The organism is Paenibacillus sp. USHLN196, from assembly GCF_037144955.1.
GTDB classification, from domain to species: Bacteria; Bacillota; Bacilli; order Paenibacillales; family Paenibacillaceae; genus Paenibacillus; species Paenibacillus xylanexedens_C.
This window is the reverse complement of record NZ_JBBCYH010000004.1, coordinates 543902-569344: the sequence shown is the minus strand read 5'-3', so window position 1 is coordinate 569344 and position 25443 is coordinate 543902. Positions and strand designations below refer to the sequence as shown.

The following is a 25443-nucleotide window of genomic DNA, read 5'->3' as shown; positions in this document are numbered from 1 at the left end:
TGCATCCTACGATTCCCCGCCTTCGCGGGCCTGTTCACGCGGTATACGCCGCGCCACACCTGTCTTAACAGCTGCTTCAATCACGCGATTGCGCATCGATTTGACGACTTTATCATTGAACACACTCGGAATAATGTAATAGCGTGTACGCTCTTCGTCCGTAATGGCCGAAGCAATGGCTTGAGCGGCCGCCAATTTCATTTCTTCATTAATTTCAGTAGCACGGCAATCCAGAACTGCTCTGAACATGCCCGGGAAACATAACACGTTGTTGATCTGATTCGGATAATCGGATCGCCCTGTCGCCATAACGGCCACAATGTCTTCCACCAAGGCAGGCATAATCTCAGGTACAGGGTTAGCCATCGCAAAAACGATTGGGTCTTCGGCCATGGTCTGCACGTCTTCACGAGTTAACAGATTGCCTCGTGACAAGCCAATGAACACATCGGCTCCACGAATGACTTCACGCAGCGAACCCGTTTCCAGTTCCGGGTTGGTACGGGCTGCATAGTCACTCCAGACTTCATTCTCATAGGTTTGTGTCCGTACAATCGCACCCTCACGATCAACACCAATAAGTCGACTGGCACCCGCAGACAATAATATGTTGCTGCAAGCTACACCTGCTGCTCCAATACCGCAGACCACGATCTTCACATCACGAATGGACTTGCCTACCAGTTTCAGCGCATTGATCAGACCGGCATACAACACAACCGCTGTACCATGCTGATCATCATGAAATACTGGAATATCAAGTTCCTCGTTCAGACGACGTTCAATCTCGAAACAACGTGGTGATGAAATATCCTCCAGATTAATACCGCCAAAACCAGGTGATATCGCTTTCACAGTACGAATGATTTCCTCGGTATCCTGTGTGTCCAGACAGATGGGAAAGGCGTCCACGCCTGCAAACTGTTTGAATAACATCGCTTTACCTTCCATGACCGGCATCGCTGCACGGGGACCAATGTTGCCCAGTCCAAGCACCGCACTGCCATCGGATACCACGGCTACTGTGTTCCGCTTGATTGTCAGCGAGAATGCTTTCCCCGGTTCTTCCGCAATCGCTGAACATACCCGGGCTACATCCGGAGTGTACACACGCGACAGGTCTTCCCGATTCTGAATCGGGGTCTTTGGGGTCACTTCGATCTTGCCGCCCAAATGCAGCAGGAACGTGCGATCCGATACATTAATAATGGACACACCTTTAAGCTGGCGCACCCCTTCTATAATTTTACTGTTATCTTGTGCATCTGTAACTGCGACCGTCAAATCGCGCACGCTTACATCCTGATTGGTGGAAATCACGTCGATGGCAATGATGTCTCCCCCAGCTTCCGAGATGGCCGAAGCCACTTCGCCAAACTTGATATCCTTAGTTGTCATTTCCAGTCGAATAATAATGCTGTTACCATCCAGATTTCTTTGATTCATTTCCATTCCTCCCAGACTGAAAGTCTTGAGTTACAAGTTACCTGTTTGTCTTCGCTGCGCGGACACGTTTATCCTTTATCTTGTCCAGAAAAAGTCGTTCAACAGCAATTACATAAAATAAAAAAGACACCCCGAACACCTTTAACAGGCGCTCAGGGCAATCTTTTGGTTAATACTAATTCCGTTTATTCGTAACGTATAGAATGGATATTATTTCCGATCAACCGCTCTACGCAGGACACGAATGTCATATGGTTGCAAGCTGAGACTGGCTTCCACAGCATCACCACTGAGCAGATCCGTATAGGACTGTGCATCTAATTCAACCAACTTCTCATCTGGTGTGTAGTTCTGTACAAACACATAATCAGCCGTACCATCTGTACGCGTATGTGCCGTAGTTCCAGCAGGCAGTTCTGTCTCAAGTCCACGTTCAATGTTCAGGTCAGCAATTAGCTGAGCATAGAAATCATCATAGAATGGTGCTTTCAGACGTGTCGCCACGTAATACGCTTTTCCTGATCCCAGTTGATTAACTGTCAATGCCGGACGTCCGGCATAAAAGTCGGAACGGTACGTAGCCAGAGACTTCGCGCCTTCCAGATGGATCAGATCACACAGTTCAATGGCATCATACGTTGTATTGAGCTGAAGCTCATTGCCCTTCTCAGGAATAATTCCGTTCAGGTCACGATCATGTAATCCGTCAATTTCCTCGGACCAGATGCCAAGCGTCTTGCGCAGTGGGCCCGGGAATCCACCCAGGAAGCACAGATCATTTTCGTCGACAATTCCAGACCAGTAGGTCGCTACAAACGTACCGCCTTGCTGCACAAACTTCTCGATGCGTTCGCCGACACCTTCACGCACCAGATAAAGCATTGGAGCGATCAGCAACTTGTACTTGGACAGATCTGCATCCATATCGATGACGTCTACAGCAACTCCCTTTTTCCAAAATGCTTCGTAATGCTCTTCCACCGTCTGCTCATATTTCACACCGATATTGCGCGGACCCTGGGAATCATTAACGGCCCAGCGGTTTTCCCAATCGAATATGATCGCAACTTCTGCCGGAACCGCTGTTCCTACAATAGCTTCCATGCCTTCAAGAGCCGTACCTACGTCCGTCACATCCTGGAACACGCGAGTGTGTTCCGTCCCAACATGGTCTATTACTGCGCCATGGAGCTTCTCACTGGACCCCCGGCTCTTTCTCCACTGGAAGTACTGTACACTATCTGAACCGTGTGCTACAGCCTGGAGAGAAGAGAGCAGATGCATGCCAGGTTTTTTCAGCTTGCTAACCTCTTGCCAGTTGGTTGAACTTGGCGTGCTTTCCATCAGCAGAAACGGTTGTCCACCTTTGATGGAACGAACGATGTCATGCATCATTGCGATCCGGGATGCCTGTTTTGCATCATCATCGGCATCATGCCAAGTCGGATAACTGTCCCAAGACAGGAAATCCAGGATATCAGCGAACTTCCAGTAGTTCAGACCACCATAGAACTCCATCAGGTTCGTTGTCACTGGCAGATCCGGATTCTGAGCTTTCAACGGTTTCGTTTCGTGCACGATAAAATCAGCTGTCTGATCCGTAACGAAACGACGCCAATCCAGATTCATTGCATGTACTTGTGTCTCACCGTGTGGAGCTGGCGACTCGACTTGACTCCAGTCTGTAACCGTGTGACTCCAGAATGTGGTCCACCACGAATGATTCAGTTCATCGAGTGTCTTATACTTTTTCTGAACCCAGCCACGGAACGCTTCCTGACAGTAATCACAATGACAGTCTCCACCGAACTCGTTGGAGATATGCCAGCCGATGATAGCTGGATGATCCGAATAACGTTCTGCCAGTTTCGTATTGATCGCAGTAACCTTCTCACGGTATACCGGGGAAGTATAACAATGATTATGACGAAAACCGTGGAGATTACGGACACGTTTCTCAGAGACACGAAGTACTTCTGGGTATTTGGCAGACATCCATGCTGGTCTCGCACCACTTGGTGTAGCCAGGAATGCATAGATGCCATTAGCTGCAAAACGATCCAACACCTGATCCAGCCATTCGAATGTATATACGCCTTCTTCCGGCTCAAGCGATACCCAAGAGAAGATACCAATGGACATCACGTTACACTTGGCAAGCTTCATCAAGCGAATATCCTCTTCCAAGACTTCAGGATAGCGGAGCCACTGCTCCGGGTTATAATCTGCGCCATGCAACATGTGCGGGGCTTTGGAACTTACAGGTGGATATTTGTATGTCATAAGGACAACTCCCTTGCTTTTGAATTACAATTTTAATTTGATACAACAATATTCACGGCTTATATGACCTGGCATCATCTGGCATTCTTTATGTCTTACGTCAGATGCAACTTGCGAACTTGTGAGTTATTACACGTATGTCTCTGCATCTGATTCTTCTACAGCAGCGAGCGCTGTAAACGATTCCAACTTACGACCTTTAAAATTAAACATCGTGAGGTTACCCCAGTTATTCGGATGTCCGACAGACCATTCTTCCTTACTTGGTATCCATGCAGGTTCCCAATAATAGAATCCATGACCCAAACCACCAGGAACATCACGGATAATCTGCAACAGATCCTTCAGATAGTTGGTCTGTCCCTCTACACTTGCAGGGTATCCCGGCAACAACAATTCTTCCTGATTCAAAATCCATTCCATACCTTCCGGCTGTTCCAGCGTCCACGGATAAGCGGTTTCAACCACATTGATGGGTTTGCCATAACGCTCAGCCAGATCATGCAGATTGTCACGTAAGGCATCGAGTGTGCCATGCCACCAAGGATAATACGAGAGCCCAATGATATCGAACTCCACACCCAGTGCTTCAAAGCGATCGTAAAACTTGCGGCTCTCGGCGTTATCTCCACCACGATCAATATGTATCATAATCTGAATATCCGCGTCAACGGATTTGACCGCAGCAACTCCGTACTTCACAAGGCCTGCAAAACGCTCCCACTGTTCATCCGTGTCATGTTCTTCTCCACCGACACGTCCTTCATTCCATAACATGCCTGGTGTAATCTCGTTTCCGACCTGCACCATGTCTGGAAGAGCATCATGTTCCTTCAACGTTCTCAGAACATCGGCGGTATACGTGCATACCGCACGTTGAAGTTCCTCATAGGAGAGATTCTCCCACGCCTTTGGTTTCCACTGATTGGCTGGATCGGCCCACCGATCAGAATAATGGAAATCAAGCAAAAACTGCAGGCCCTGTTCCTTGATCCGTTTGGCTACCGCCACCGTGCGCTCCAGATTGCAGAACCCACCTACAGGATCATTCCAGATCCGCAGCCGAATCGCGTTAGCATCATTGAGCTTCAGGATGGACAGCAAGTCTTGATCCTTGCCGTCCACATCACTGTAGGTTCCACCATGTTGTTCGATCTCGTCCATAAAAGATACATCCATTCCCAGAACGAATGTCTTTTCTCCCAAGTTACTCACTGTATCAGCCTCCATTTGAATTAGTAATACAGGCTCAGCCTTTAACTGAGCCCAACGTCATACCTTTGACAAAGAAGCGTTGCAGGAAAGGATACACGATCAAGATTGGAGCACTTCCGATGAAGATCTGAGCTGCTCTAACCGTCGTTTGAGATAGAGATTCCATTTCTTTTGGATTCATGCTCATGCTACTCATGTCACGTCCAATAATGACCGTTTGCATAAAGGTAGCAAGTGGATAATCCTTGGCATTATTCATATAGAGCAATCCATCAAACCAGGAATTCCAGTGAAACACCATGCTGAACAATGCAATAGTTGCAATCGACGGCAAGGAGATCGGCAGGAAGATACTGAACAGCGTTCTGAAATGGTTAGCCCCATCCATCAGCGCAGCTTCCTCCAGCTCTTTTGGAATACCACGGAAGAAGTTTAGCATCAGGATGACAAGGAATGTATTCACTGCCCCTGGGAGTACCAGTACCCAGAAGGAGTCCATCAACCCGATCTTCTGGATCACCATATAGAATGGAACCAATCCTCCATTGAAAATCATGCTGAATACGAAAATCCAGGAGTAGATCGTTCTGCCTTTGAACTCACTATTTTCTTTGGACAACGGATACGCTGCCAGGAATGTAATCAGCAAGGTGATCGCTGTACCAATCACTGTACGTAACAGTGAAATCCAGAGTGAGTTCAAGAAAATCGGATTATTCATCGTCTTTTTGTAGGCCTCAAGTGAAAAACCCACTGGCCAGAGATTAACCAGATTGGCATCGGCCGCAGCCTTCGTACTAAAGGATACAGCCAGTACGTGAACCATCGGTATGATACACATGATGGCAATCAGAATCAGAAAGCAGGTATTGACTATATTAAACACGCGATAAGGCAATGATTTATGATACATCGTGGTCCCTTCTTTCTCTGTTCATTCGATTAGAATATGCGGTATCCAGCGTATTTTTTGGCTAAGCTGTAAGATACGAGAATCAAGATCATACTAATGACTGATTTGAACAATCCAATCGCTGTGGCGAAGCCCATCTCACCATTTTGCATCGCAGAACGATATACGAATGTATCAATGATGTCTCCCGTTTGATATACGAGCGGGTTGTACAGGTTGAAAATCTGGTCAAATCCGGCATTCAGTACGTTACCAAGTGCCAGTGTTCCTACAACCATCAGCATCGGCACAAGCGATGGAATCGTAATGTGCAGTGTCTGTTTCCAACGTCCTGCTCCGTCAATTTCGGCTGCTTCGTACAACGCTGGATTAATTCCGGCAAGTGCAGCCAGAAAGACAATCATGTTATAGCCAAATTCCTTCCACACATCTGTCAGAATGACCGTAGAACGGAAGTAACTGTTATCTCCGAGGAAGAAGTAAGGTCCCAGTCCAAAGGTCCCCAGAACCCGGTTCACCAACCCTCCGGTTGACAGAAGATCTATCAAAATCCCGCCCAGAATGACCCAGGACAAGAAGTGAGGTAAATAGACAAGTGTCTGAATGGTTCGTTGTATCGCCATCTTGCGAATCTCATTCAACAGAATGGCAAAAACAAATGGAACAAATAAGTTAAAAATCAGTTTAAGTACAGCAATAATTAATGTGTTCCAGATAACCTGTAAGCTGTCTTCACGTTCAAACAAATATCTAAAGTTGTCCAGCCCGACCCATTCAGAGCCGCTAATCCCAAGCCATGGCTTGTAATTCTGAAATGCCATAATGATCCCGCCCATAGGCACATAACTGAAGATAATCAGAAAGATAATGGCTGGCAAAAGCATAACGTGGAATGGCCAATTGCGTTTCAAAGTTCTCATGATTGCTCCCCCTGTATTTCTTCCTACTCAAGTACTCCCTGAGTGGCTTATAATGCGATTATATCAACCTTTTACGGGGTCCAAACAGCACATAAAAGCAATATAAATGGCACAAAATCAACCACTTTGCTTCAGCTTGAATAAACCAAAAAAAAGCGCCCAGACGACGATCGTCTGGGCGTTGCTTAAAACTATTTTTTCACACTGTCATACCACTCGTTGACCTCTTGTGTGATCTGATCACCGCCACCGGATTTCCACGTTTGAACAAAGGTATCAAATGCATCAATCGGGTTTTTGCCATAGATAATTTCGTTAAATGCTTGATTCTCGATTTTGTTCAGATAATCCAGTTTAGATTTCATTGTAGCTGTTGTTGGACCTGTGAACATGTTTTTGAAGGAAATTTCTTCTTGGCTCAGTAACACTTTCGCTGCTGCAGGTGTTTCTGGCCCATAGTTTACGGCTACATCTTTTTCCAGCTTGCTTTCAGGCTCTTTGCCATCAGCTAGACTAAGCAGGGCTTTCATCTGTGCATCAGGGATACGCGCACCATCACGAACTAACAGATAACGCACAACGTTGACATATCCACCATCAATTTCGTCTGGTTTTTTCTGTTTTCCATTTGCGTCCAATTGGTAGTCATATCCATCAAATAAACCGTTGTCATAAGGACTACCTGGTGCTGGATCAGCATAATTGTCGAACAGGTAGTTCTGATACGTAAAGAAAGCTTCCGGGTGTTCCATATCTGCCTTGATCAACGTAACACCATTTACAAATTGTGTTCCATGACGCATCGCCTTACCTTCAGGGCCAGTTGGAATCTCAATTGGTTTCCATACTGCACTAGGTGCGTTCTTCACCGTGTCAGTTAATGGCCATCCGCTCATCCAGTAAGGACCCGGGATAATACCTGCTGTTCCTGCAACTGCAGGTTCTGCTGTTTTGTTCTCATCCCATAGAGCTGCTTCCTGTGGAATGTAGCCTTTGGTCAACCATTCACTTAATTTACCCAGTCCTTGTTTCATGCCTGGATTAATGGAGCCATACTCCAGCTTACCATCTGCTCCCACATTCCATTGGAACGGCAATGTTCCGTATGCGCCGAAGATCCAGGATGGGTCTCCCATCCATGTATTCATAGATGTTTTGAAACCAATGCTGAGCGGGATGACCTTATCCGGAGACAATCCATCCGGGTTTTGGTTTTTGAATGCATCCATTACGGTTTCAAGCTCATCAATTGTTTTTGGAGCTTCCAGCTTCAGCTTATCCAGCCAGTCCTGGCGAATCCAGAGCAAGTAATCATTGTTGTATGCATAGTCCAGAACAGGGATACCCATTCTTTTCCCATCACGACTATATTGGTTCCATACGTTAGGATCTTGCTCCATCGCTTTTTTCCATGTGTCTGAAGCATATTTGTCGAACAGTGGACCAACTTCCTGATACATACCGGAATCAATCAGGTCTTGAGCAAGCAAGTTGTCCCCCACCGTTACAATATCAGGCATATCTTGACCAGAAGACATCGCGAGGCGAAGTTTGGTTGCAAATGCCCCATTTGTATCCGTTACAGACCATAGTGAATTGATATTAATCCCGAATTTTTCCTTGGCCCACTTGGTTGCCACGTTATTTTCCATGGATTCGCCATTTTTAAACTTCAGCTCAGGATCGATTCCCCATGCCGTTGTAATGGTTACTTCCGGATCATACTTTTCTTTGTATTCGTTTTGAGTTCCAGATGTACTTGGTGTTGCACTATCTCCGCCCCCACTGCCTCCTGAACATCCTGCAAGAACGACAGTTAGACACAGCGTTGTAGCGAGAAGCGTCAAGAATCTCTTTTTCGTTGATTGCGCTCTCATGTTGTTCCCCCTTAAATCGTTTTGGTTACCCTTTCATTATAGGCTGACCAGGCCTTTGAGCCTATGATACGAAATCAAGATTTCTGCACCTTTGCCAACCTATATTCTGGAATGTTGTTGAAATTATGCCTGATCCCGAAATTCGTTGGGTGTCATGCCATAATGCTTTTTGAACATTTTGCTGAAATATTGCGGATTTTGATAGCCAAGTTCACTCGTAATCTCGTATATTTTTTTGTTGCTATTCTTAAGCAGATACAGAGCACGCTCCATGCGCATACGAATCATGTAGTCCCCAAGACCTTCCCCTGTCTCTGCCTTGTAAATTTTCGATAGATATACAGGGTGTAAATATACCTTGTCCGCAATCATCTTCACCGACAGATCCTGTCCTGTATCTCTTGTCACCAGCTCCTGAACCTGCTTGATCACATGTCTGCGGCTCTGCACACCTTCCTGATCCGACAATTCCTCCTGCAGCTTTGACAGCATCTCAGTGGCCCATCGCCGCAGCTTCTCGGGTGATTGAATCAACTGATGAGCAAGGAGCAGATCGAATCCTGCATGATCAATCTCATGTACCAAGTGCCCCTGCTTATGGGCGATATACATGAATGCATTCGTTACAGACAGATACATCTCATATACATGTTCCCTGGACAACCGTACCTGTTCTGCCGCGTCAAAGACCATGTTCAGCTTGCGTGCTGCCGCTTCCCATTGCTTGGTCTCAAGTAATTGCGGAAGTACAGGTGGCTTGTACAGCTCTTCAAGTGCCTGCACTGCATCATTCTCCGGGCGTTTACTAAGTGCCTTATCCAGATCCATATATATAATCTTGTGTTCTTCCGGCCCGGAAAGAACAAGTGAGCCCAGACTTTTTCGATAAGCTGCGGTCAACTCATTAAAGGGAAATGACGGTGTAACCACCATAGATAAATCTCCCTGCAAATACCGAATGACATGCTCACGGAAGGTTTCAGCGGATACTCTCAACGTATCCAAGTTCATCTGCGGGGCTTCGACCTGTCCCTGATTTTGCAGAAACATAACCAGACACTCATGCGGCCCACGACCAAACCACACGTTAAATTGCTCTCCGAGCACTTCTTCTGCAATATTACCTACCGCAAAATCCATCAAATCCAGCGATTGCTGGTCCATCGACGAGAAGCGTCCTGTGAGACGAATCAGCATCATCACAGCGGATTGCTCCGGGTTAATGTGAATCTCGTATTGTTCCAATTGTTCACGAAGTGCCCGCGCCGTGATCTCGCGCCCCAGCAGCAGATCCTGCATGAGATTTTCCCGTAAAATTTTATAGTCAGATTTCCGACTGTATAAGAGCCGGTGATATTTATCGAATTCATCCCATTGATCCCGAAGTGATGTAATGGCTGCCGAGACCGATCCCATGAACTCATCATCGTTTACAGGTTTGAGAATATAATCAGCGGCCTGCAATTGAATGGCTTTCTTGGCATAATCAAAGTCACTGTGACCGGTTAACAAAATACAGCGGATATGAGACCAGCGTTTGCTTACCTCTGCAATGAGATCCAGTCCCGACATGCCAGGCATTCGAATATCGGTAACTACGATGTCTACTGCATTTTCCTCCATAATCTCCAGCGCTTCCTTACCGGATGCGGCACGCAGCACGGTCGTTACTCCAAGCTCTCCCCAAGGGATCGTAAGTTCCAGACTTTCTGTTACGTATGTCTCATCATCTACCAGTAATATATCAATCAAGTGACTCACTCCCTATCGTTCATTCTGCCAATGGATACCATCGTTCATCATGCGTTACACATTCCAGGTGCTTATCCTTCATTCTCAAGAAGAAACTCCTGCTCTGCAGGCCACGACAGCGTAACGCGTAATCCACCAAGTTCCGATTCCGTTACATCCAACCCAGCCTGCTCCCCATATCGAAGCTGGAGTCTCTGATTCACATTCCACAGGCCACAGCCCATCTCCTGATCCATCGTTCCCCTGAGCTTATTCAGAAGCGCCTCACGTGCCTCCTGCGTCATGCCTTGCCCATCATCTTCTACCACAAGAACCATGACACCGCCCTGTTTTTCCCCGGATACTCTTATTTCTCCGGCTTCCGCATCCGCTTCGATCCCGTGAATCACCGCATTCTCCACTAGTGGTTGCACGATGAGTGGCGGTACCTCCTGTCTTAACATCTCATCAGTCAGATCAATCTTGTAATGAATGCGGTCCATACGCATCCGTTGAATCTCCAGATAACAGCTGACAAATTCAATCTCTTCTGTCAACGGTACCACGTCCCGCTCCTGTCTTGTCGTATACCGATAATATCGCGATAGATTATGCGACATCGCTACAACAGCGTCCATACGCTTGAGCTTCGCCATACTCGTAATGAAGGAGAAACAATTATAGAAGAAGTGCGGGTTAATCTGTGACTGCAGCTGCTTCAAGCGGGCTTCACGCACATGGATCTGTTCCAGATACACGTGTTCAAACAACTGCTGGATCTGCTCCACCATCAAGTTGAAACGTTCGGACAGAAAACTGAATTCATTGCGGCCCTTCGGCTTAATCCTCACTGAATAATCTTCCTGCTTCAATCGCTGGAAGCCTCGAATGAGTTGTTTCACAGGCACCTGCACCTGAACATATAACAAGTACGCTACACCAAAACTCATCAATAACAAACAAATCATGGATGAATAGAACAGCATATTCGATTGATGAATGGGCTTCAAAATATCGGATAAAGGCATATAGTCTACCAGATACCAGCCTGTCGTACTGGATTTGACCGTGTTAACCATGTAAGGCTCATTCCCAATGACAACGGTGCGATTATCGACATCCTGTAGATTATGCATGGACAGTTCTTCCATCAGCTGATTCGTTAGGGAACGATCTGAAGTCCGGTTATAGATGACCCCCGATTCTTCACGGAAATAGAAGGGGTCATGCCTGCCATCGTCCTTGAATTTGTCGAGCATGTCTCGAATATTGTCACTATCAAACTCGAGTTTAATAATCGTTTCCGCATTATCCACCGGATCTTTAATGCCATATGGAGATACTGTAATCCAGCTAAACATGAACCGATCATTTTCTCCATCCTGGATTTTGCGTACATCCCAGCCGGAAATTATATTCTCCCTTAGCGTTTGCTTATCGTAAGAACGGGCGTCCCTTTCGGAAACCACTCTGCCTAGCGAAGGAGAGTACAGATATAACTTTGTTGCCCAATTGGATGAACTTTCCTGAATACTCAGCTTATTTTGAATACGCTTAACCAAATTAATGGCATCGAGGTCAAAATATTTACTGTCCGCATAGATTCGCCGGAAGCTGGCAATATCAGGATCATGTATGAGCAGATTCGGCCATGAGGACAACAACTCAATGTGTGTGTTCACCTGATTTTGGAAAAATTCAAGCTGATTGCTATTCGATCGATTCAACTCATCTCTGAGAACGGCTGTCGTTTTGTGATTAGAGTACCAGTACAGGAGTACAACTGGAACTAGCATAATCAGAATTAGAATGACCATTTTGGAAAACAGGTTTGTCCGATATGACATCTTTTCATCTCACCTTGTCTTAATTTGTCGTGACATTAATTGTAATGATGTAAGCGGTAAAGACAAACTATTTTTTTTGAGACAAACCGAATCATTATCTAAGCGTAAGCGTTACCAATTCTAGGGGGAAGGTGATAAAACCAATATTTCTGCACTAATTGCAACTTCCATGCACAAAAAAAGAGCCAGCAATTAGCCAGCCCCTGCTGATCCGTATATGTTTTTGTCTTTCTATTAATATCAAATCTTAATCTACTTCTGTTTATGTAATCGTTCTGTTTCTTCTATTCAAATATCAACTATGGAATATCGTAATCAAACACCGTGTTCGCTCCATCCACGCCTACATCGAGCACAATATCACCAAGTTTTCCACTGACATGCAGAGGAGATTCCGCTTTCCCGTAAAACTCCAACGTGCCCACAAACGTTCCATGGCGTTCAAGCTCAATGTGTGCTGGCCTTAATTGGACAGACTTCAAAACCTCAAGTAACGGGTCGTCCTTAAGCTTGTAACTGCGGCCGAGATCAGGCAATAGCACCGCTGCTACGGGCTCTCTGCCGTAATTTTTGAGTGTTAGATCACAGGTTGCTCGGGTCTCGCCCGTCATAAGAACGTTAAATGTACAAGAACTTTTGTTTTGAACATAGGATATGCCGTCAATGCCGCTTGCTCCCCCCTTAGCTACATACATGAATTTATCCGTCATGGACGAATAACTAAGAACGATAGCGAGAACTACGATCCATAACCCTTTTGCAAGACCGGGGGACCATTTTACAATTTCTTTGCGTGTAAGATAGAAGCCACAGGCGAAGAACCCCATTCCCAGGAAAAGTGTGATATGTACACCACTTAAATAGGATGTAGTATACGGTGATATACCTATTGCTGACAGCATTGTATCTCCAACAGAAAAACCAAGATGGTGGTTAAATGTAAAGATGATAGCAAATAGCAATAAAGCCACGGAGAACACAAGTCTGGTTCTCGACACACGAACACCCCCAATCAACCACCTGATTATATCATATTTTTCCTAATTATGATTAACAATCCATATCAAAATAGAACAAAAAAAGAACGCCTTCGGTTGTTTACCGAAAACGTCCTCAATCTTTTAATTATTTCCCAGACAGGAATGCATCGAGCTGTTCCTGTTTGGCAGCAATAATTTTATCAATGCCCGCTGCTTTCAGTTTCTCCAGATATTTCGGGATCATCTCATTTGGATCAACGGCACCCGATGTCATACCCGGCTTGAACTGTTTGTTCACGTTGTTGACCGCAGCAATTTCATTTTTGACAGATTGGCTATTGAACGTAAAGCCCAATGCTGGTGACTTCACACCTTTGGCGTTAAACTCTTTGAACTTTTCCCATTTCTGCGGATCTTCATTATCCCAGAGGAAGTTCAGGAACTGGTTACCCAGCTGCCATTGTGCACCTGGATTGTAGGTACGACTGTTGGCATCAACGCCTTCAGGGAGAGCAATGATATTATCCTGTCCATCTTTTTTCACATAATGTGTACCTTCAATTCCGAAGTTCAACAGGTTGTTAATTTCCTTGTCGGAATGCAGCAGGTTAATGACCTGCATTGCTTTCTCTGGTTGCTCCGAAGAGCGGGAGATCGCGAGCATCGCTCCAGATGCATCACCCGTCGTAATTGTCGGCTGTGTCATCTCAATCTGAGTCAGTGGGAAACCCACATACCCTTCTTCTTCTTTATCTTTGCCCGGCTTCATGCCGTCCGTCCAGAGAAACGCTTTTCCAGCCTTCGCCTGGTCTTTCGGGAACACATTGGAAGTAGCAGCATCACTGTTGATATATCCCGCTTGATACCATTTGCGAGCGAGTTCAGCCGCTTCCTTGAATTCAGGGGTCTCCACTTCGTTCATAACCGTTGTTCCGCCTGCTGTTTTGGAGATTACTCCAGGTACGGAAGCATCACCGAGATAATCCCAATCCAGATTCTCCAGCAACCCGTTACCATTGGTGTTGGACATATAGAACGGTGTGATGGCTGGCTCGTTTTCCTTAATGGTTTTGAGCAATGGCTCCAGATCAGCCCATGTCTTAACTGCTGTCAGATCCAGGTTATACTTGTCAGCCAGATCTTTGCGTACCAGCACGCCACGTGTGGCAGCGAGTTCCTTATTCGTAGGAACACCATAGTTCACGCCGTCTACCTGGGAACCTTCCAGAAAGGCAGGATCCAGGTTTTTCTTGATATCTTGACCGTGTGCATCAAGCAGATCATTCAGTGGCAAGAATGCGCCTTTGGCTACATTCACCGTGTAGTTCTGCCAAGCTGCTGTGAAGATAATGTCTGATTTTTCACCCGAAGAGATCATGAGATTCAGCTTGTTATCCCACTGTCCCCAGTCAATCGCATTGATCTTGAGCGTGGCCCCGATCTTCGGTTCCATCTTCTTGTTAATCTCAGCTTCCACCAGAGCGACATCCTTCTGAGGTGTCCCCGGGTAGAATAGCGTCACTTCGTAGGGTTTACCTCCACCCTCACTTGCGCCTCCGCCTTCTGCTCCAGGTGTTGTTGTTCCACCTTTGTCTGATGAGCAAGCTGCCAGCACCAGGCTCAGCGTCATCACCGTTGCCATCATGCGTGACCATACCTTTAATGATCTAACCAATTGAACCCCTCCTGTCATGTGTTGAACCGTACAGCCCATTGCCCCAATTCACAATAAAACCCATAGCAACTTCTATATATGCCCTTTCAGTCCATCTTCATTTCCCATGCCCACTCCGCTAACCGGCCGGAGTTATCCCTTCACAGCGCCAACCGTAAGACCTTTGATGAAATACCGCTGGAAGAATGGATATGCCAGTACGATTGGACCAATACCGACCACAGCCATCGCCATTTGCAGTGTTTTGTTCGGCAGATTCAGCAATCCACCCTGTGACGAAATCTGTGAAGAGACATTGGAGTTGGTTGTTAAATATTGAATATCGAGCAGCGTCCGGTACATAAGGTACTGAAGGCTGATCGTCCGGTTATCCGATATAAAAATCATGCTAAGGTACCAGTCATTCCAGTAATTCAGTGTACTGAACAACGCCACGGTTGCCATTACCGGAAGGGAGAGTGGGAGCACAATACGTGTAAACGTTCTCAACTCTCCTGCACCATCAATCCGGGCCGATTCCAGAATGGATACCGGGATGGAGTTCGCGAAGAATGTACGCATGACCAGTACAAAGAATGGAGATAGCAGCAGCGGCATGATGAGTGCCAGTATCGAGTTTTTCAGATCCAATACGTTGACGTAGACCAGGTACCAAGGTACCAGTCCCCCATTGAACAACATTGTGAAGAAGATGAAAAAGGCGAACCACCCACGATAAGGCAAATCTCTCCGTGAGAGCGGATACGCGTACAGTGCAGTCAATGCTACACTTGTAATGGTACCTACAACGGTAACGATAAAGGATATACCGTATGAATGAAGGATCTGGTCCATATCCCTAAACAGGAACTCATAGGCCGTTAGGCTGAACTTTTCCGGAATAAGCTTATACCCATTTGCAATAACTGTTGTCTCGTCCGAGAATGAGATGGCGAAGACAAGCAGGATCGGCACGATACAGGCAATGGCATAGAATAGAAACATCGCATGAATAACAGATGCGGAACGCTTCGATACGGCTAGTGGATCACGTGATTTCACAGCTGACTTGCCTCCTCTCAAAATAATGCATTATCTTTGTCCATCCGCCTAACGATGGTATTGGATACAAGAACCAGTACGAATCCGACAATCGCCTGATACAGACCCGCTGCGGATGACATCCCGATGTCTCCACCGATAAGGAACGTTCGATATACATAGGTATCCAGTACATTCGTTACAGGGAACAGCGCTCCTGATTCCAGTGGAACCTGGTAGAACAGACTGAAGTCTGCATAGAATATACGGCCTATCTGCAATAACGTCATAATGACGATCAACGGAACGAGAAAGGGAACCGTGATGAAGCGTATCTGGTGCCATTTGGTTGCTCCATCAAGCACAGCAGCTTCATAATATTCTTCGTCGATACCCACGACAGCTGCCAGATAGATGACTGCATAATATCCGATATTCTTCCAGGTGTTCACCAGTGGCAAGATATACGGCCAATACTTCGGCTCGGAATACCAGTCAATCGGCTGACCGCCGAACATCTGTAGAATGGTGGAGTTCATGAAGCCTGAATCCTTGCCCAGGAAAGCAAGCACCAGGTAACTGACCACAATCATGGAGAGGAAATACGGCAATAACATGAGCGATTGATACAACTTGGACATCGCCTTGTTCTTCACTTCATTAAGCAGAATAGCAAGCCCGACACCTACAAAGAGATTGAGTGCAATAAACACGGTGTTGTACGCAAGTGTATTCCGGGTAATTTCCCATGCATCACTGGTGGAGAACAAATATTTAAAATTGTCCCAACCACTCCATGGACTCCCCCAAATACCATCAGCATAGTTTACATTTTTGAATGCGATCAGAACGCCGAACATCGGCATATAGTTATTCACCAGCAGAAACAGGACCCCTGGCAAGAACATGAGATACAGCACCTTGAATTTGCCAAGATTGTGCCAAACAGACTTGCGTTTTGGAACTGTTCCTCCCGATATTTCCGATATCCGTACTCCCTTACCCGCCTGGGGTTGTGTCTTCATAACTTGTTCTCCCTCACTCCTCTTGAATTCTTCCTCAGGATGAAGCTCCGTGCGTCTCCTGTGGTTCAAGTATACGGCGAGGCGAGTGAGACCTCTATCTGCTGTGGTGACCTGTTGACTTATCAAATTATGACTTTAGTGACAAAAAAAACAAAAACAAAAGACGCAGCATGCTGCGTCCTAAGCTATACTGTACGTGACTGTTTGCGGAACTCCTGCGGCGTAATACCTGTGCACTTTTTGAACATTTTGGTGAAATGCGAGTAATTGTAGTACCCCACTTTGCCAGCGATATCCGTCACCTTGACGGTGGACTGGGACAGCAATGTCTTCGCTTTGGCCACTCTGCCTTGCAGGATAAACTCGGACAGGGACATCCCCTTCTCCTTCCGAAACAAACGGGACAGGTAGGCTGGATTGAACCCGGCAAAAGCTGCAAGTTCCTCTCGCATGAGCTCTTCACCAATATGAGTTTCAATATAAATACACAACTGATCCACAATGGTCATGGGGCTGTGGTCGTCCGGGTATAACACCGGGATAACACGATCAATCAGATCAGATGTCCACTGCTTCAACTGCGGCAACGACCTTGTCACCACACTTTCTTCCGGCTCCCGTTCACCTGGATACAGAGTGCGTATGGACACATTTTTCTGATGAAGCAACGGATAGACCACATGCAACATTGCATGATAGTAGAGACGCAGCATTTCAGGCGACAATCCCTCCTGAGCAGCGAGTAACTCGAAAATCTCATCCACACGCTCGCGCAAATCCCCAACTTTACCCGTCTCAAACAGTATGGATAATTCTGAAAACCAAGGAATAGGCAGAAAGCGATCTTCCTGATCTCTCCCCTGCTCATCGTAGACAAAGACTTCTTCAAGCTCCTTAATATTGCGCCGCTCCATATCCATGAGTTCATTTAACATGCCTTGCAGCTCCGTTACAGCAACCGGGACCCCAACATAACAGGACAGACGACAGTAGAAATACGTGCCACATTCCCGAATATACCCCTGACAACGTTGTGCCACTTCGCTCGCACTCGGTACGATACCGTCTTGCTCGTAAGCAAGCACAATGTTCAGTCCACTATGATCCTGAAACACCTCACCCGGCTTGTCGCCCAGCAACATTTCTCTCGCTGCATTACGAAGGGCATACTCTAATACCTCTTCGTCACGCAAATCAAATTCTCGCACCCATTCCTCTACCGAAATCACAATTGGTAGTACACGAGCCTGCGAATCAATCTCGGCACCGTACAATTCTGCAAGTTCCTGCAGTCGTTGTTTGGTTAACGTGATACGTTGAGAGATGGCATCTTTCCAGAAACGTTCTGTCAGGAGTGGTTTGTGGGTTTTCCACCGTTTGTATACGGTCTCATAAACTTCGTTGGTGCGGGTACGCTGCTCTCCATCCTTGATCTTCTCTACCGCTTGGGTTACCACCTTGATCAATTGATCCGCCGGAGCCGGCTTCAATACATAATCAAAGCTGTTGAGCTTAATTGCGGTCTGAGCATAATCAAACAAAGCATGGCCTGTCAGGAAAATGGTCAACATGCCTGGATCATGCTTCAATACCCAGCTCTGCAGGTCAAGCCCTGTTTCACCAGGCATCTCAATATCACAGATCATGATATCGATAGCACTTGTCTTCAGGACCTTTCTTGCTTCTTCAGCATCACAAGCACTGAATACCTGATCAATGCCAGCTGCGCGCCAGTCAACGCCTTCCACCATCGCTTGTAATGCATACACTTCATCATCCACGATCAACAGGTTCCGCATGGGCTCCCCCTTCTTTCTCTTCGGTCTGAGCGGGTAAATCAATGATGACTGCGGCGCCGTTATCCGCCTCATTTCTGAACTGCAAACTGGCTTGATCACCATATTTCACTAACAGCCGGTGAGCTACGTTCCATATCCCGATATGCTGTCCACCCGGGTCTTCAGCGTATTGTCCCTGCTGCAGACGCTCCAGCAGTTCCTCATCAAATCCGACACCATTATCCACAATCATAAGCTGAAGCACGTTCTCATCGACTTGGCCCGATAACTTCTTCCCATGGCCCGCCACGATCCGAATGACAAAGGCTTGAGTCCGGCGCTGAAATCCGTGAATAATGGCATTCTCCACAAAGGGCTGAATCGTTAATGGCGGGATCACATACTGTCCCAGATCCGGTTCGATATCCAGTTCAAAATCCAATCGGCTTGGAAACCTCAACTTTTGAATCTCCAGATAATGACGAATGTGCTCCAGCTCTTCATCCAGACGAATAACACGTTTGCCTGCACGCAGGCTGAATCTAAAATAATCGGCCAGATGGCCAGCCATCTGCTGCACCAGCTCATGCTTTTGCAAGGAAGCCAGACTATGAATAATATTGAGTGAATTCAGGTAAAAGTGAGGATTGATTTGCATCTGCAGTTGTTTGAACTCCGCCTCTCGCGTCCGCAACTGTTCCTCATACACATCAATCTTCAGATGCCGGATCTCACTGGTCATCTGATTGAAACTTCGTGTCATGAATTCAAGTTCCGAGGAGGAGGGCGGCTCCAGCTTCACATCGAGATCTCCGCGGCTCACCCTTCTCATGCCTCGGATCAGTGAGTTCATCGGGCGGAATAACAGATGACGCAAAAAGATCAGTGCAGTAACGAGAATTACTGCCGCACCAATGGGAAGCAGACGAATGATCTGCTGGAAGAACGGGAGGTTACGCATCATGTCTTCCTCAGGCAGCAGCACAATATAATTCATCTCAGACATGGCCGAGGCCATCCCCAACATCAAATATTGACGTGCTTCTCCCTTGTTCACAACTTCAGAGATCACCTGATACGGATTCTTTAGACCGGGAAGATGAGCTGCAGCAAGCTGAATCTGTGCAGCATTCAATGTGGAATCCGATAATGCCCCACCGTCTGTTCCAACAATGACCGCACCTGCCCTGTCACCGGATTCTGTGAACTGCTGTGTGTGATTTAGCGCATTCATATCAACAAGCGCACCCGCATAGAACTGCTGATTGATTCGCACCGTTTTCACCAGCGCATTCCACGTCCCCCCACGTACGATACTCCATTCGGGCTTCTGGATATCCCCTTCCAATTGCTGCATCTGGACCGGCATACTCTCCTGCACAACCGACTTCTTGACATCATAGTTGCCCGAAGTAGCGAGCAGCAGATCATCATTCACGGCATCATATAGAAAAAAGGAATCAATCAGATTATAGAAACCAATATCTGTCATGAATTTATTCATAATGCGTTGCTTCGCAATGATATAATCGCCACTGCCGTATTCCAGAAAAAACAGCGAGATAATATCCGGGTCCCGCTCGCCCAGACTGTATAGATACCGATTCGTCTCCTGCAATATACGTTCATTCTGCTCTACACTCTTTGCGAGATGATTCATATTGGTGAGAGATACCTTGTCACGTACGACTTTCATGGCGTAGACGTTGTTGTAATATAGCAGCATGAATAATGGCAGCATGATCAGTGTAAGACCCACAATAAATTTAAAACGAAGTGAACGGATCACATTCATGGATTAAGGATTCCCGCCCTTTTAGAGGTAGTTCAAAAAGTCCGTTTTTGATTACGAATTATGCCTAGCGGCATCATCAGCATCGAATATGAAATTCAGCCGAAATGTCCGTTGCTCACGTAGTTTCCACTACGCTCCGCTACTCCATTTCTATCTTCATTCCATCTTCTCGGTACTGAAAACCATACTTTTTGAACACACACTTTTTAGTTCAACATAGCGTACTTTTTTTTCTAATTTCTTCCTTATGATGGCATGTTTAGTTTATTGTAGTCACCCCTGCTTGCCATTGTCTATGCGGTCTCGTGACCTCCATCCATCACTTCTGGTGACTTCCATCCGCTCCAAATTCGGATATCATACTTCTGTTGTAATAAATTCTCCAGTTGTAAAAAAAATCCTTCATTTATAGTTCAGAAGCCTCTCTCTAAAATAAATGCTGCGGCAAGCCCTGGACTCCACGAACGCCCGATCTTGACATGCATACGATATATCACTCCTTGGGTATATCACCGGGGATGTAGGGAGGCCTGTTCGATGAATATTCAACTTACTGTGTTACACTATGTCTATCTGGCATTTATTATCTTGATCATCGCTGTAATGATCCGGCGCAGGGACACCACCATCATCTGTGTCGCGGGTATTATGACCATTGGACTTCTGGCAACGGAAACCTTAAGCGGGTCAGTCGCTGGAATCTTCAGCAGTTTTATCTATGCTACAAAAGAATTACTCAGCACGATCTTCATCATCTCTATTATTGTGGCGATGAGCCGTGTTCTGATCAGAACAGGCATTAATGAGGTTATGGTGACACCTGTCACCCGGTTTATCCGTTCTCCTCAGGTCGCATATTGGGGTATTGGATTGATTATGATGGTTGTATCGCTATTCTTCTGGCCATCACCGGCTGTAGCTCTGGTTGGTGCTGTACTCCTTCCTGTAGCGGTGCGTGTGGGACTCCCTCCAATTGGGGCTGCCATTGCGATGAACCTGTTCGGACATGGGATTGCATTGTCGGGGGATTACATTATTCAAGGGGCTCCTAAACTTACGGCTGATGCGGCTGGTATACCGGTTACTTCCGTCATGACGGCCAGCATACCTCTGGTCATTGTCATGGGAACCGTATCTACACTTACAGCTTTCTGGATGCTGCGCAAAGAGATGAAATCAGGTACAGTGGGCACGGAACCTTCATCCTCATCCGAGGTTGTGTCTACCTCTCCACCCGCCAATCTGCCTGTTCAGCGTCAAGCCATGTCACCTCGTTTGCAAAAAGCATTCGCTCTGCTTATCCCTCTGTTATTTGCAGTTGATGTGATGCTGATGTTTGTACTGAAGCTGCAAGGCGGTGACGCAACAGCTCTGATTGGCGGGACCGCTGTGGTCATATTGATCGCTGTTACCCTTGCTGCACATCGGTATGCTGGACCGGAGGAAACGACCAACTATTTAATAGAAGGATTTCAGTTCGGATTCAAAGTATTCGGCCCGGTTATTCCGATAGCTGCGTTCTTTTATCTGGGGGATGCTGCAATTACAGAGTTGTTCCACAATCCGCTTCCTGAAGGTTCACACGGGATTGTGAATGATCTCGGGGTTGCACTTGCTGGACTGGTGCCACTGAATGATACGGTGGGAGCCATTACGATGACAGTGACCGGAGCAGTCACGGGAATGGATGGTTCGGGATTCTCGGGCATTTCCCTGGTTGGCTCGATTGCGTCCATGTTCGCAGGGTCGGCAGATTCAGCTCCTGTACTGACAGCACTCGGTCAGGTTGCAGCCATATGGGTAGGTGGCGGAACCTTGATTCCATGGGCATTGATTCCTGCTGCTGCGATCTGCGGAGTCAGTCCTTTTGAACTGGCAAGACGCAACCTGAAGCCTGTACTGCTGGGACTCGCGGTAACGACGATTGTAGCCATTTTTTTGATCTGACAAAAGGTTATTTACACTGACACTACGATGACAGAAGCACCTTCCAATCGCTGTTATTCCCAGATTTTTTTGATAAGACATTTTAAAAGACGTGCGTGAACGTGCCCAGTTCCAGAGATCTTCTCGCTTCATCTCTGCCAGATGCAGCATGTCCACATATGGATCTCCCTGTAGTCCGAGTACAGAAGCGAAGGCAGGCTCCGTCTTCCACCCTGCCCGTTTCAGTCTGCGGATCTCACGATGTCCCGCGTCTCCCCACAGTTGTAACAATCTCCACTCCACGAGCATATGTAGGTATGCATTCTGCCTATTAATCGGCACGGATTGGGCAAAAATCTCCACAGGCCAATGTCCCACCTGCAAATTACAAGTCACATAAGGACGTTGGTCTGGAAGATCCCCACCACCACGTACGCATTGAAAATCAGCAACGTATCCGATTCGATTGTGTATCTCAGTTTCAAACGCATCCAGATCCTCTGCATAACACAGCAGATCCAGATCACTGCCCGGAATATCAATATCAATCGGTACCGTTCCCGCTGGATATGTGTGGTAGTCAGCTAATATTTTGAGTAGTCCACTGCTCTGTAACACGCGGTATGCATCCTGCTGACGTTCATTACCCGTAGCCAGATGTGCCATTACCTCTGCGGTAGTACTCATCTCCCTGCCTAGAACCACAGTTAGTTTGACCCTCCTGTAATGACCTGTTTCACACGTCCCACTTGGCCGCTCGTCAGTCTTACTTTGATTCCATGTGGATGTGTAGGTGACTTGGTCAATAGATCCTTCACAATGCCACGTGTCAGCTTGCCTGTAGCCTGATCCTGCTTCAGCACAATGTCCACTTCCAGACCTGGCTTAATATTTACACGTTGTTGTCCATTCATTATGTTCACTCTCCTCTATATCGTAATTCATACCATGTATACGAAATAACCTTAATCACAAAGCTCCATCTATTGTAGACGTTTTGGTCTCAAAACAAAAGGGACACGGCAATAACCTCCTGCTCCCAGTTCCATGTTTTATATGATGACCAAGATAAAGAAACCGCAGGTCTCATCATCTGAGACTTACGGTTTCTAAATTGGATTACCATGCTTAGGGCTGCACGTGCTTCAATATTGACGAAGGTGAAGTGTTGTCCTTCGCAGCTTCGCGTGCCTTCACAGCAAGTAGCTCAGACACTGTTACGAACCGATATCCCTGCTGCTGCAGCTTCGGCAGGATCGTTTTGAGTGCTGCAACGGTATGGGACTTGCCTTCGACCTTATCGTGAAAAAGTACAATATCCCCATTACGTACGTTGTTTAGCACCTTGTTAACGATGGCCGATACGCCTGGAGAAGCCCAGTCCCGTGTATCCTGATGCCAGGACCAGAGTACAATGGTATACCCTTTTTGTTTGGCAGCCTGAATGACCATGTCATTGTAGTAGCCGCCTGGTGGTCTGAACAACAAGGGACGCTCCGCACCCGCTTCAATAATGGTACTTTCCGCTGCGTTCATATCTTTCATGTACTTGTCCGCAGCTGTAGATCGAACTGCATACGTATGAGCATACGTATGATTGGCGATTTCATGCCCTTCGAGCTGTTCCTGCTTAATCAGTTCAGGGAACTTCTCTGCCCATTTGCCAAGTACAAAAAAGGTTCCTTTGGCTTGATATTGCTGAAGCAACGCCAAAATCTGCGGGGTCTGAATCGGATCCGGTCCATCATCAAAGGTCAGGGCGATGAGTTTGTCCTGTGTGGGAACCTCCCACACGATTTCTCCTCGTTCCTCATAATACTGACGGTTCTTCTGTACAGGCTTTGCATAGGCAGAACTGCTACCCAGCAAGATGATTAGCGCGAACAATCCGATGAATCGGGTTGCCTTCAGGTTCATGTTGTGTCCTCACTTTGTCTTCATACGTAAACTCCCTGTTAGCATTTCCCGATTCACCCGAACTAATTAACGAAAGATCTGATCCACAACAGCAATTTCCTCAGCGGTTAGCTCCACATTCAATGTTTTCAGATTATTAATCACCTGCTCCGGTTTCTTCGCGCCCGGAATCAATGCATCAATAGAAGGCTGAGTCAGGTACCAGGCCAGAACCAAATGAGCGACCTCAACATCCTTGGATTGTGCGATGCTGCGCAGCTGCTCTACTTTATCCAAATTTTGAATGAATGCCTCACCTGTAAACAGTGGGTTCTTCGCCCGTCCATCCTGGAATGTAGTGTCACGATTATATTTACCGCCCAGCAGTCCAGTTGCCAGAGGGAAGTAAGGAACAAAAGAAATGTGATGCTCGGCCGTATATGGCAACAGCTCTTTCTCCGCTTCTCTTTTGAACAGATTATATTCAGATTGCAGTACGTCTACATGCCCGTCACTATTGGCTTCACGTAACTGATCGATGGAAAAATTGGATACACCAATGGCACGAATTTTGCCAGTGTCTTTCAGTCGTTTTAACGTGTCTACGGCTTCATCCTTGGGTGTATGTTCATCCGGAAAGTGGATGTAGAACAGATCAATATAATCGGTTTGCAGGCGGTTCAACGCCTCATCTACGGCTGTTTTCAGGAAAGCAGGTGAATTATCCATGACGAACTTGCCATCCACAGATGTATGGGCTGCCTTGGTCGCAATAATCGTATTCTGACGTTGACCGGTTTCCTTCAACACTTCACCAATCAATCGTTCGGAATGCTCAGGTCCATAGATATATGCCGTATCCAGAAAGTTAATACCTTGATTTAAAGCCGTTCGTACAACTTCCTTGCCTGTTTCATCATTCAGCATACCCGGATAGATATTATGTCCGCCTACTGCATTTGCACCCAGTCCAATAGGATTCACGATCAGATCCGTCTTGCCCAACCGAACTTGTTGTTCTGCCATCTTTCATCTCTCCTTCACTGATCGAATAAGTACAATTTGGTTGTGACGTCTTGCTTGTCACATATTATATCAAACCGTTTAGCATATTTA

General features: G+C 46.6%; 18 protein-coding genes and 1 pseudogene. 1 reads left to right on the top strand and 18 read right to left on the bottom strand.

Annotation, left to right across the window (positions count from 1 at the left end; all coding sequences use genetic code 11):
• Positions 1-6: 6 nt before the first annotated feature.
• The 14 genes from WFI24_RS12480 to WFI24_RS12415 all read right to left on the bottom strand — a co-directional run bounded on the left by WFI24_RS12480 (position 7) and on the right by WFI24_RS12415 (position 20505).
• Positions 7-1446 (bottom strand): NAD-dependent malic enzyme, encoded by a 1440-nt coding sequence (locus tag WFI24_RS12480; protein WP_336761119.1) that lies wholly within the window; start codon positions 1444-1446, stop codon positions 7-9.
• A gap of 210 nt (positions 1447-1656) precedes the next feature.
• On the bottom strand, positions 1657-3729 hold the full coding sequence (locus WFI24_RS12475; RefSeq protein ID WP_336761117.1) for a beta-galactosidase: 2073 nt from the start codon (positions 3727-3729) through the stop codon (positions 1657-1659).
• 129 nt (positions 3730-3858) lie between these two features.
• Positions 3859-4944, bottom strand: coding sequence for a glycoside hydrolase family 53 protein (locus WFI24_RS12470; protein ID WP_336761115.1), 1086 nt, complete (start codon positions 4942-4944; stop codon positions 3859-3861).
• A 34-nt stretch (positions 4945-4978) separates the two neighbouring features.
• Positions 4979-5857 (bottom strand): carbohydrate ABC transporter permease, encoded by an 879-nt coding sequence (locus WFI24_RS12465; RefSeq protein ID WP_145319165.1) that lies wholly within the window; start codon positions 5855-5857, stop codon positions 4979-4981.
• A gap of 29 nt (positions 5858-5886) precedes the next feature.
• Positions 5887-6777: an ABC transporter permease gene (locus WFI24_RS12460; protein WP_145319168.1), complete on the bottom strand. Its 891-nt coding sequence runs from the start codon at positions 6775-6777 to the stop codon at positions 5887-5889.
• A gap of 191 nt (positions 6778-6968) precedes the next feature.
• The gene (locus tag WFI24_RS12455) at positions 6969-8654 is read right to left on the bottom strand and encodes a sugar ABC transporter (protein WP_336761112.1); all 1686 of its coding nucleotides are present in this window, start codon (positions 8652-8654) and stop codon (positions 6969-6971) included.
• A 123-nt stretch (positions 8655-8777) separates the two neighbouring features.
• On the bottom strand, positions 8778-10406 hold the full coding sequence (locus tag WFI24_RS12450) for a response regulator (protein WP_336761110.1): 1629 nt from the start codon (positions 10404-10406) through the stop codon (positions 8778-8780).
• A gap of 71 nt (positions 10407-10477) precedes the next feature.
• Complete coding sequence (locus WFI24_RS12445; RefSeq protein WP_336761109.1) at positions 10478-12232, bottom strand: sensor histidine kinase; 1755 nt, start codon at positions 12230-12232, stop codon at positions 10478-10480.
• A gap of 299 nt (positions 12233-12531) precedes the next feature.
• Complete coding sequence (locus tag WFI24_RS12440; protein WP_336761107.1) at positions 12532-13230, bottom strand: hypothetical protein; 699 nt, start codon at positions 13228-13230, stop codon at positions 12532-12534.
• Between the two features lie 127 nt (positions 13231-13357).
• Positions 13358-14887, bottom strand: a complete 1530-nt coding sequence (locus tag WFI24_RS12435) for an ABC transporter substrate-binding protein (protein WP_336761105.1) — start codon at positions 14885-14887, stop codon at positions 13358-13360.
• A 132-nt stretch (positions 14888-15019) separates the two neighbouring features.
• Positions 15020-15928, bottom strand: coding sequence for a carbohydrate ABC transporter permease (locus WFI24_RS12430; RefSeq protein ID WP_076330510.1), 909 nt, complete (start codon positions 15926-15928; stop codon positions 15020-15022).
• Positions 15929-15945: 17 nt separating this feature from the next.
• Positions 15946-16932, bottom strand: a complete 987-nt coding sequence (locus WFI24_RS12425) for an ABC transporter permease (RefSeq protein ID WP_145319186.1) — start codon at positions 16930-16932, stop codon at positions 15946-15948.
• Between the two features lie 185 nt (positions 16933-17117).
• Positions 17118-18731: a response regulator transcription factor gene (locus WFI24_RS12420; RefSeq protein WP_336761101.1), complete on the bottom strand. Its 1614-nt coding sequence runs from the start codon at positions 18729-18731 to the stop codon at positions 17118-17120.
• Entirely contained in the window at positions 18706-20505 is a 1800-nt protein-coding gene (locus WFI24_RS12415; protein WP_336761099.1) for a sensor histidine kinase, read from the bottom strand. Before WFI24_RS12415 ends, WFI24_RS12420 begins: the two co-directional genes overlap by 26 nt.
• A gap of 537 nt (positions 20506-21042) precedes the next feature.
• On the opposite strand from WFI24_RS12415, the gene WFI24_RS12410 reads away from it, so the two are divergent.
• Entirely contained in the window at positions 21043-22452 is a 1410-nt protein-coding gene (locus WFI24_RS12410; RefSeq protein WP_336761097.1) for a hypothetical protein, read from the top strand.
• Between the two features lie 150 nt (positions 22453-22602).
• On the opposite strand, the pseudogene WFI24_RS12405 reads toward WFI24_RS12410, so the two are convergent.
• The 4 genes and pseudogenes from WFI24_RS12405 to WFI24_RS12390 form a co-directional block, all read right to left on the bottom strand.
• A pseudogene (locus WFI24_RS12405) lies at positions 22603-23097 on the bottom strand (DUF4269 domain-containing protein); the annotation flags it as partial.
• A gap of 41 nt (positions 23098-23138) precedes the next feature.
• Complete coding sequence (locus tag WFI24_RS12400; RefSeq protein ID WP_026081155.1) at positions 23139-23345, bottom strand: YwbE family protein; 207 nt, start codon at positions 23343-23345, stop codon at positions 23139-23141.
• Positions 23346-23559: 214 nt separating this feature from the next.
• Positions 23560-24348, bottom strand: a complete 789-nt coding sequence (locus tag WFI24_RS12395; protein ID WP_336761093.1) for a polysaccharide deacetylase family protein — start codon at positions 24346-24348, stop codon at positions 23560-23562.
• Between the two features lie 66 nt (positions 24349-24414).
• On the bottom strand, positions 24415-25353 hold the full coding sequence (locus tag WFI24_RS12390) for an aldo/keto reductase (RefSeq protein WP_336761091.1): 939 nt from the start codon (positions 25351-25353) through the stop codon (positions 24415-24417).
• Positions 25354-25443: the final 90 nt, after the last annotated feature.